This is a genomic window from Virgibacillus sp. W0430 (assembly GCF_051846935.1).
In the GTDB taxonomy this organism is placed as follows: domain Bacteria; phylum Bacillota; class Bacilli; order Bacillales; family Amphibacillaceae; genus JBPYCR01.
The window spans coordinates 1-10,380 of sequence record NZ_JBPYCS010000047.1 but is presented as its reverse complement, the minus strand read 5'-3'; the positions used below and the strand labels follow the sequence as shown (position 1 = coordinate 10,380).

Here is a 10,380-nt window from a genome sequence, read left to right as displayed (position 1 = left end):
CTGTTTCGTGGTTTTTTTGCTACTGCCTACCGCAATAATTATATGATCGCTAAAAATGGCTTACCTACAAATGGTGTATATCAATTTATTCGCTATTTCATGGATGCCCAAGAGAAATTTAAGCCTACACATATCATCTGCTGCTGGGATATGGGAAGCAAAACTTTTCGTACAGAAATGTATAAGGAGTACAAAGCAAATCGCGCTGAACCACCGACAGAACTTGTTCCACAGTTTCAATTAGCAAAAGAGGTTATAGACATATTTAATATACCTAATATAGGCTTAGAAAATTATGAAGCCGACGACTGTATAGGTACGCTCGCTAATAAATATGCACCAGTTGACAATGTAACAATTTTAACTGGCGACCATGACATGTTACAGCTTGTCAAAGAATCAATCGATGTTGCAATTATGAAAAAAGGACAAGGTAATTATGAAATATATACAAATGAAAATTTTTACGATAAAAAAGGAATTCACCCGTGGCAAGTAGTTGATTTTAAAGGATTAACTGGAGATAGTGCAGATAATTATCCCGGTGTTAAAGGTATTGGTGAAAAAACAGCACTCAAATTATTAAAAGAGCACGATACAATTGATAATTTACTGGAAAATTTGGAGGTGCTTTCGCCTACTGTACAAAGTCGAATTAAAACAAATATAGATATGTTAAACCTATCGAGACAGCTAGCAGAAATAAAATGTGATATACCGATTACATGTCATATAGAGCAAGCAGTATGGGATGTAGATAAGCGAGGAGTAAAAGAAAAATTTATACTGCTGGAATATGATAATTTAGCAAAGTTAATTTAAACAATGTATTCCAAAAAATATTTGAGAAGGAGATTTTCTAGCGTATTTGCTTGTTTAATCTACTCGCTTATCGGAGGCGAGTCGTGTCCTCCTCATCCTACTACACACTTAGGGCCTCTCACAGATCCCTAATGCTACTAGATGAGGCTCGCACCTTCCATTTGTTCGTGTCAGAAACCGTTCCTGATTTTCCAGACACTAATCCGAAAACCCTTTAAAATACAGCAATAAAACAAAGGCTTTATGTTCGCTATATTACCAGCGCAGACATAAAGCCTTTATTTTTTGCTAGACTTTTTAACAAAAGTTCACTATAATACCCCTATACGTATTTTTGAGGAGGTTCATTATATGGAATTTACACCTGATATTAAAAATCGTTTAAAACGTATTGAAGGGCAAGTACGTGGAATATTGCGCATGATGGAAGAAGAGAAAGAGTGTAAAGACGTCATTAGCCAGCTTTCAGCAGCGCGTACAGCGTTGGATCGTACCATCGCATTCATTGTTGCCCAAAATTTAAAACAGTGCGTACAGGAGCAAAATGATAAAGGGGAAGATTCGTCAGATGTTGTAGAAGAAGCAATTCAACTGCTAATTAAAAGCAGATAAATTTTTGTTTTTCTACAGAGAAAAATATATTTATAAAAAAATGCAAAATAACCCTTGCATTTTTTATTTAAGTTTATTATTATACCCATAGGGGTATTAGTATTTTTAGAGGAGGGTGTTTTATGGAACAAGAAAAAGGAACTACTATTGTAGTTTTTAGTGGAGAGCTAGACAAAGTAATGGCTGCCTTTATAATTGCAAACGGTGCTGCTGCTTACGGGCATAAAGTAACAATGTTTTTTACTTTTTGGGGGCTAAACACGCTTAAAGATGAAGCCGCATCACCTGGAAAGAAAGGTCCACTAGAAAAAATGTTTGGTTGGATGATGCCAAAAGGGGCAAACAAGCTAGGTCTATCAAAAATGCACTACTTAGGAATAGGACCAAAATTAATAAAACATGTTATAAAGAAGCATAAAGCAATGACCGTACCACAGTTAATTGAGCTCGCTCAAGAACAGGATATTAAATTAGTTGCATGTACGATGACTATGGATCTTCTCGGAATTAAACAAGAAGAAATGATGGATGGAATTGAGTATGGTGGAGTAGCTGCGTACATTGGTGACGCTGAAAATGCAAATACAAACTTGTTTATATAAATTTTTTAATCACTTATATACCCTTACATGTATATGTATATAATTTACTAAAAGGAGAATATTATGAATATCCAAGTAAATCATTCTTTAGATGCGAAAGGTTTAGCTTGTCCAATGCCAATTATTAAAACAAAAAAAAGGATAAAGGAATTGGTACCAGGAGAAGTTCTTGAAGTACTTGCTACGGATCAAGGATCAAAAGCAGATATTCGTGCATGGGCAAAAAGTACTGGTGAACACTATCTAGGAACAATTGAAGAAAATGGCGTGTTAAAGCATTACTTACGAAAAGCAAAACAAGAGGAGATAAGTGAACCTATGACTTATGAAAAGATTGTTTCTTTAGAAGAATTAAAAGCGAGCTTAGAAAGAAAATCCGTTACAGTAATTGATGTGAGGGAGCCAGCAGAATATGCATTTAGCCATATTCCTGAAGCAATTTCAATTCCTTTAGGTGAGATTGATCACCGTGCTGGGGAAATCAATAAGGAAGACAAAATATATGTTATTTGCAGAACAGGGAGCAGAAGTGATTACGCAGCTAAAATATTAGATGCAAAAGGATATAACGTATTTAATGTTGTACCTGGTATGATTGATTGGGACGGACCAACACAATCTTTGCAAGGAGGAAAGCACGAATGAGTGTACAAGAAATAACAGCCAAAACAATCGCCGATTTTGTTATTAAGAAAAAAAAGCTGTTTATTTTGGATGTACGTAACGAATCGGACTTTAACGATTGGAAAATAGAAGGTAAATCCATACAAATATTAAATAAACCTTATTTCGATATGCTTGAAGGTGTCGACGAAATTATCGATGAAATCCCTCGAGATATCCCTATTTTAGTCGTATGTGCCAAAGAAGGCTCATCAAAGTTTGTTGCAGAAATGCTCAAAGAATCCGGCATAAAAGACGTAATGTATTTAAAAGGCGGCATGAAAGCATGGAGCGATCATTTAGAACCAATTAAAGTAGGCGATTTATCAAATGGCGGCTCCGTTTATCAATTTGTCCGAATTGGAAAAGGATGTCTATCCTATATGATCGCATCTGAAGGGGAAGCTATTGTAATAGACGCAGGTCGTACGATTGAACCTTTCATTACTTTTGCTAAAGAAAAAGGGGTAACGATTAAACATGCTATCGATACACATTTGCATGCTGATCATATTTCAGGTGGAAGAAAGCTTAGAGAGGAAACAGGAGCAGCTTATTGGTTACCACCAAAAGATGCAGAAGAAGTTGTTTTTGAGTTTAATGGTTTAACAGAGACGAGTAATTTAAAATTAAATGGTACACAAATTGATATTATATACTCACCAGGACATACCATTGGCAGTACATCTATATTAGTCGACAACGAGTATTTATTAACTGGGGATATTTTATTTGTCCAATCGATTGGTCGACCAGATCTAGCAGGACGAGCAGGTGATTGGGCAAGCCATTTACGAGAAACATTGTACAGCCGTTATAAAGAAATGTCTGAAAACCTTATGGTTTTGCCTGCTCACTTTAGCCACATTACAGAATTGGGCACAGACGGCAGTGTAAGTGAAAAATTAGGCGTTTTATTTACACAAAATGATGGATTGCAAATTGAGGATGAAAGCGATTTTCATAAAAGGGTTTCAGAAAACTTACCTCCTCAACCGAATAGCTTTCAAGAGATACGTAAAACAAATATGGGTAAAATTAATCCTAACGAGGATGAACAGCAAGAAATGGAAATCGGTCCTAACCGATGTGCAATTAATTAATTTATAGGAGGAATATTATAATGAGTAAACAAGCAGATAAAGTATTAGATGCAAAAGGATTGGCATGTCCAATGCCAGTAGTAAGAGCAAAGAAAATAATGGATCAAATGAAATCGGGCGAGCTATTAGAAATCCATACAACAGATAAAGGATCTACTAGTGACTTAACAGCTTGGGCAAAATCTGGTGGGCATCAACTTGAAGACCAAACAGAAAAAGATGGTGTATTCACTTTTTGGATTCGTAAAAAGTAGTCCATTTTACAAATTTTGTAGATGATTGCCACTATGTAAAGGGTCAAATTATGTAGCTATTCTCCTACAAATAGTAACTTAAAGATCTTTTTGATTACTATAGGAGGATAGCTTATTTTTAAATTTGTGTAAGGGATTTATAATTGAATGGAAATAGGTGATAATCATGTCCTTTGATCTTATTCTTGTCTTATTCTTAATCGGTTTTATCGGATCTTTTATATCCGGTATGGTCGGAATCGGTGGCTCCATAGTAAAGTATCCGTTACTGTTATATATCCCTCCAATTGTAGGAGTTGGCTTATTTTCAGCTTCTGAAGTTGCAGGAATATCAGCTGTTCAAGTGTTTTTTGCTACATTAGCTGGGATGTTCGCATTTAGAAAAGGCGGCTATTTAAATAAACAGCTCATTTTAACGATGGGTATTTCCGTATTAATCGGTAGTTTTATTGGTGGATTTGGCTCGGATTATTTAACCGATAATCTAATTAACATTATATATGGTATTTTGGCAACAATCGCCGCTATTATGATGTTTGTTCCAAAGAAACAAATCGATGAAATTCCAAACGACCAAATTCGTTTTAATTATACAACAGCGATACTAAGCGCATTCATCGTAGGAATAGGCGCAGGTATTGTTGGAGCAGCAGGTGCATTTTTACTCGTACCAATAATGCTCGTTATTTTAAAAATTCCTACACGCGTAACAATTGCATCTTCTTTAGCGATAACATTTTTATCTTCAATTGGATCGACAATCGGTAAAATAGTTACTGATCAAGTTCTTTATGGTCCTGCAGCTATTATGATCGTCGCCAGTTTACTTGCAGCTCCATTAGGCGCAAATGTAGGGAAAAAGATAAATACGAAGGTTTTGCAAGCAATGTTAGCAATATTAATACTGGCAACGGCAATTAAAATATGGCTAGACTTTTTTTAAATGACAGCAACTAATAAAGGATATTAATTCACTACTTGTCTCCTTATAAAGTGTCCCAATGAATCTTTATACAAAATAGATTGACAAATTAAATATGTAACGATCTATCTTGTGTAATGCAAAGAAGCTACTATTTCTTCTTTGCATTTTTTAATTTTTGCACGTACATAAATGTTATAATTTATCTAAATATACACGCATCTAATTTAATTGCTCCGAGTAATGGAGATCTTAATAAACAAGGGGGAATTATAATGTTAGTAGGTACGATTAAGGAAATAACTCGTCATCCTGTTAAATCTTTTACAGGTGAGCAAGTAACAAAAACGAAGGTCATGAAATACGGTTTATACGGTGACCGCAGTCACGCATTTTTAGATAAAAGTAGGCCTGGGAAGTTTTTAACAATTACCCAAGTACAAGATATGGTGAAATATAAGGCTAGATTTATAGGGGAAGAATCAAATGACCACTATCCTGACGTTGAAATCCTCTCACCAAGTGGAAAAAAGTACAAATGGAACGATATACAATTACAAACAGAACTAGAGCAAATAAGCAATAGACCAATTCAGCCAATAATATATCCCCCTACAAATGTACCTATCGGACCTATTGAAGAAGATCATTTATTAATTATTACAGACGCTTCAATTACGAAACTAGCATCTATGCTCGGAGCAAATATAGATCATCGAAGATTTAGACCGAATTTATATATTGCACTTCATAATGACGTACCTTTTATAGAGGAGGATTGGATTGGCAAAACCATACAAATCGGAGAAAAGGTAAAAATAAAAATGAATAGCTCCTGTGAACGATGTATGATCATTACTGTAAACCCAGAAGATGGTAAAATGGCATCTTCGTTATTAAAAACCGTTGTTAGGGAAAGACAAAATCGTTTTGGCGTATTGGGATCTGTAAGTAGCACTGGCAGTATTAAAGTGGGGGACAGCGTACATGATCCTAAAGCCATCAAGGAATATCACGGAACGCCCAAAATAGTAGCACTTATTCAGTTACTTGGATCGAAAGGGAGCGACTCTAGCAAGAAAAGGATGAGACTTAAGCCCCCGAAAGAGCTGCCTTTAAGAGGTGAAGAGGTCAATTCATGTCCGCGAAAAAGCATCCGCCATCTGTTATAAGTAACGATTTAACAGTCATTAATAATCAAAATTTTAGGCGGAAAAATATTGACTAACTATACAAAATATGAGGAGACTATATTATGAAACCTATTCCCGATTACATAAAAGAAAATTTAGACATACTTTTTGTCGGGTTCAATCCGAGCATACGATCAAGTGAGACAGGGTATCACTTCGCAAATCCTACAAATCGCTTTTGGAAAATACTTCATGAATCAGGTTTAACACCGAGAAAATTCAACCCAACTGAAAATGAAAAATTACTTGAGCTTGGTTACGGATTAACGAACATTGTAGAGCGGCCTACTAAAGCTGCAACAGATATAACGAAACAAGAATATGAAGCTGGTCGTCAACGTTTAATGCAGAAAATAAATCGTTACAGTCCAGCAATCGTTTGCTTTGTTGGCAAAGGCGTCTATCAACAATTAACAAAGAAGAAAAATGTACAATGGGGACAGCAAACAGAACCTTATTTACCTCGTGTTATCGAATTTGTCGCACCTTCTTCAAGTGGGCTCGTAAGAATGAACATCGATAAAATAGTAACTATTTACAAGCAGTTACATGCGTTAAATCGTATGTTAAATAAGGAAGATTAGCGGGTAAACACATCATATAGTTAGAAAGGAGTTGTATAAAATGCAAGCTACAATGATTGTAAAAGGGATGACTGCTCGCTCAAATGAAGCTACCGTGCGTGGCACATTGGAAGCGTTAGAAGGAGTACAAGGCACAGAAGTATACTTAGATACGGAAAAGGTAGATATTACATTCGATGAAGCGTTTATAACTCCAAAGGAATTAAGAAAAGCAATAGAAGCTCAAGGTTTTTCTGTTATAACGTAAGCTTTAATTATTCCTCCTCTTATTTTCGAGAGGAGGAATTTATTTTTTGAAAAGCCAATTACTAAAAGCGAGTAAATCTTTAAAATATAGATCGTATTGATTTGATTGTGTACGTTCTCCAATAAGTACCGTTTGTGTACAGGCAAGCCTTCCAGCCTCAATATCAACTGCACGATCACCAACCATATAACTTTGTGAAAGATTTATATTGTGTTCTTTAGCTAACTTTAGCAGCATTTCAGGCTTTGGTTTTCTACAAATACAGTCAGCATGCGGTTTATGTGGACAATAAGCAATAGCGTCAATTCTTGCATCATACTGAGCCAATTGTTGTAGCATGTGTTCGTGCACAGCCTTAAGAGCAGCTTCACTCATGTAGCCCAGCCCAATTCCACCTTGATTTGTTACGACAAACACTTTGTAGCCACCTGCATTAAATTGCTGTATTGCTTCGCCAACGCCTTCAATTAAATACAAATCTTCCGGTTTATTTACGAATTTCACACGCTCACTAAGCACTTCATTAATAACACCATCGCGATCAAGAAATATTGCTTTGTTTAAAGCCATAAAATGCTCAACTCCATTTTCATTTGTGTATTGTTTGAACAGAGGGAACTAACGGAATAATTGATAGGTTTTACACATTTTGCTTATTTAATACGAATACGGAAAGTAATAAGCAACTTAATTAATTTTAGTTGTATTACATTTTGAATTTGAAAGAGCATCCAATCTACAAAATGAATGGTATAAGCATACAAAACAGCTAAACCATGCGCATAACCTGTAATGGTATGGACGGAATAGTTTTTTCGACCTGCAAGTAAAATAGAAATTCATCGGTTGCTAGGGTAAAATGCATTTGACACGACCTCCAAAATAGTTTTTTTCAGTCGTACCCATAACTTATTGGCAGGACACTAATCATTATGAGACCATCCTTAGCACTTATCCGTCACACCTAATAGTTTATCGTCAAGGTAAAGAGAAAAACTTCCTCATAATGTTTATTATAGGAAGGAACCTCGGCAATTATTGTTCTAGCAACTCCTTTACTAGTTTACATAATATATATTATAGGAAGTTAGTACAAAAACAAAATTTTAAAATCTCATAATAAAGTATTCTTTAGTTATTGAGATTTTTAAAGAAAAATTAAGAAGCAAATGTATGTCCATTAAACTAACATATACATATGCTTCTTTTTTTGTAATTTGATATGGTAATGACTTATTCATTAATAATCGTATAACATTCTTCACAAAGTATATCTTCTCCATACGCGTCACAGCCACAGCTTATACATAGATCAGTCAATTAAAAACATTCCTTTCTATTTGTTGTTTTTAAAATTTTGTTCGAATGTTTATTACTTAATATCTATGTTTCACAAATTGCTGTGTTGTAAACCTTTTTGGTAAAATTTATTTATTGTTTATCAAGTGAAACATTTTTTAATGGCTTATTAGCTGGTCCTGCAACCACTTTTCCGTCGTAAGAAAACCGTGATCCGTGGCATGGACAATCCCATGTACGTTCTCCGGAATTCCATTCCACCTCACACCCTAAATGTGTACATGTTGTATCCACAAGATGTAGTTCATTCTCATTATCTTTATAGACACCTGTGCGTTTACCTCGGATTCGCACTACCTTTGCTTCATCTGCTTTCATGTTTTCAATGTTCGAATCCGTATATTCAAGTTTCCCTTTAATTAAATGCTTGGCAACGTCGGTGTTAAAATTAATAAACTTCTTTAAAGCTGGCTCTGCCTGAAACCTTGATGGTGTAAATATATCTTTATATTTATTATCAACACCGATAATATGATCATGGATGATTTTAGCTGCTATTGTTCCGTTCGTCATCCCCCATTTCCGAAAACCAGTTGCTACACAAACAGACGGTTGATTTTTCGTAACTGGACCGACATACGGTACTTTATCTAATGTAATCAAATCTTGAGCAGACCATCGATAACCATATTCTGTTACACTAAAATGTTGCTTGGCATATTGGAGAAGTGCCTCGTAATTGTTCAGCGTCGTTTTAACTTGCCCTGTTTTATGGCTTTCGCCTCCAATTAACCATAGATCCTGACTATTATGCTTTGTCGAACGAATTGATCTTGTTGGATTTTCTGCGTTAATATACATTCCACCTGGAAATTCTTCAGACATTTTTAAGCCAAGTACATACGATCTTTCAGCATACATACGTGTCGGATAAAACCCTTGACCATCGTAAAATGGATAGTGAGATGCTTGTATAACGTGCTTGCAAGTTACACGTTGCCTGTCCCGTGTTAGAATTGTTGGATGCTTACTATACTCCAAATCAATTGCTGCGGTGTTTTCATAAACGTGTACACCATTCTTAATACACTGCTCGAGCAGTGCGTTTAAATATTTTAACGGATGAAAATTTGCTTGCTGTTTCATTTTTAATACCGATTCTACTGGAACATTTAAGGGCATTTTATTTGTAAATTCATGTTCAATTTTTAATGCATCGTATGCTTTTTGTTCGTTTTCCAACTTTGTAATATAGTCTTTTGAATTCGTAAATAAATATGCCGACTCGTGTTCATAGTCGCACTTTATATTGTGCTCTCGTATATACTGTTCAATCATACGCATTGCTTCATTATTTGCTTCATAATACCCTGTTGCGTAGTCTGTGCCGAAGTGTTGGATGAGTTCATCGTAAATAAGACCATGCTGTACGGTTATCTTTGCGGTCGTATGACCGGTTGTACCATATAATAATTCTCCAGCATCCAGTAAAGCGATGCTTAAATTTGATTTTGATAATAGATATGCTGCAGTTATCCCGGTAATTCCACCTCCAACAATTCCTACATCTACCTTTATTGATTCATCTAGTTTCGGAAAGTTTTTAATAGAAGCTGAGTCTCTCCAATAGGATTCGGGAAACTGTGGTATTTTTATATCAGTCAATTTGTACGCCCCTTTTACCATAAGTCTATTCCTTAGTATCCCCTCCTTTTCACGTTCTATGTATATCAACGCATCATACATAGATACGTCATTTTTTGTTACTAGAACACATACAATCTATTACACATCATTTAGGGAGCTGATACAGATGGAAGTTCGTGTACGCGCTCACGATACACTATGGAGCTATAGTCAATTATTTGGAATTCCTTTATCTTTAATCATCTCATCAAATCCACAAATTAATCCAAATCAATTGCAAGTTGGTGATTCCGTTCAAATACCCGGTTACCAGTTAATTGAATATACTATAAATACTAATGATTCATTATGGGCAATTGCTAGGAATTATTCATTGCCATTACATGCATTGTTAGTCGTTAATCAAGCAGTCAATCCCTTACAACTTCAAAT

13 protein-coding genes are annotated in these 10,380 nt (G+C 35.4%); 11 read left to right on the top strand and 2 right to left on the bottom strand.

The genetic code is table 11. From position 1 onward, the window contains the following. From ACLIBH_RS14060 to ACLIBH_RS14015, 10 genes are all read left to right on the top strand, one after another. The coding region (locus ACLIBH_RS14060) for a 5'-3' exonuclease (protein ID WP_439317345.1) at positions 1-822 on the top strand (822 nt) is incomplete at its 5' end. A 351-nt stretch (positions 823-1,173) separates the two neighbouring features. Beyond that, positions 1,174-1,434, top strand: coding sequence for a metal-sensitive transcriptional regulator (locus ACLIBH_RS14055; protein WP_439317344.1), 261 nt, complete (start codon positions 1,174-1,176; stop codon positions 1,432-1,434). 122 nt (positions 1,435-1,556) lie between these two features. Further along, entirely contained in the window at positions 1,557-2,036 is a 480-nt protein-coding gene (locus tag ACLIBH_RS14050; protein ID WP_439317343.1) for a DsrE/DsrF/DrsH-like family protein, read from the top strand. A gap of 63 nt (positions 2,037-2,099) precedes the next feature. After that, entirely contained in the window at positions 2,100-2,681 is a 582-nt protein-coding gene (locus ACLIBH_RS14045; RefSeq protein WP_439317342.1) for a sulfurtransferase TusA family protein, read from the top strand. Beyond that, on the top strand, positions 2,678-3,802 hold the full coding sequence (locus ACLIBH_RS14040) for an MBL fold metallo-hydrolase (RefSeq protein WP_439317341.1): 1,125 nt from the start codon (positions 2,678-2,680) through the stop codon (positions 3,800-3,802). The genes ACLIBH_RS14045 and ACLIBH_RS14040 overlap by 4 nt, the downstream gene beginning before the upstream one ends. Positions 3,803-3,822: 20 nt before the next feature. Beyond that, entirely contained in the window at positions 3,823-4,056 is a 234-nt protein-coding gene (locus ACLIBH_RS14035) for a sulfurtransferase TusA family protein (RefSeq protein ID WP_439317340.1), read from the top strand. A 166-nt stretch (positions 4,057-4,222) separates the two neighbouring features. Further along, complete coding sequence (locus ACLIBH_RS14030; RefSeq protein ID WP_439317339.1) at positions 4,223-4,999, top strand: sulfite exporter TauE/SafE family protein; 777 nt, start codon at positions 4,223-4,225, stop codon at positions 4,997-4,999. Positions 5,000-5,253: 254 nt separating this feature from the next. Then, entirely contained in the window at positions 5,254-6,150 is an 897-nt protein-coding gene (locus tag ACLIBH_RS14025) for an MOSC domain-containing protein (protein ID WP_439317338.1), read from the top strand. 83 nt (positions 6,151-6,233) lie between these two features. Beyond that, positions 6,234-6,755, top strand: coding sequence for a G/U mismatch-specific DNA glycosylase (gene mug / locus ACLIBH_RS14020; RefSeq protein WP_439317337.1), 522 nt, complete (start codon positions 6,234-6,236; stop codon positions 6,753-6,755). 40 nt (positions 6,756-6,795) lie between these two features. Then, entirely contained in the window at positions 6,796-7,002 is a 207-nt protein-coding gene (locus ACLIBH_RS14015; protein WP_439317336.1) for a heavy-metal-associated domain-containing protein, read from the top strand. A gap of 39 nt (positions 7,003-7,041) precedes the next feature. On the opposite strand, the gene ACLIBH_RS14010 is transcribed toward ACLIBH_RS14015, so the two are convergent. Beyond that, positions 7,042-7,572, bottom strand: coding sequence for a D-glycero-alpha-D-manno-heptose-1,7-bisphosphate 7-phosphatase (locus tag ACLIBH_RS14010; protein WP_439317335.1), 531 nt, complete (start codon positions 7,570-7,572; stop codon positions 7,042-7,044). Between the two features lie 861 nt (positions 7,573-8,433). Beyond that, positions 8,434-9,966 carry an FAD-dependent oxidoreductase gene (locus ACLIBH_RS14005; RefSeq protein ID WP_439317334.1) on the bottom strand — a complete coding sequence of 511 codons (1,533 nt, stop codon included), beginning with the start codon at positions 9,964-9,966 and terminating at the stop codon, positions 8,434-8,436. A gap of 148 nt (positions 9,967-10,114) precedes the next feature. Between ACLIBH_RS14005 and ACLIBH_RS14000 the strand changes: the two genes are divergently transcribed. Continuing rightward, positions 10,115-10,380: LysM peptidoglycan-binding domain-containing protein (locus tag ACLIBH_RS14000; protein WP_439317333.1), on the top strand; the 266-nt coding region annotated here is incomplete at its 3' end.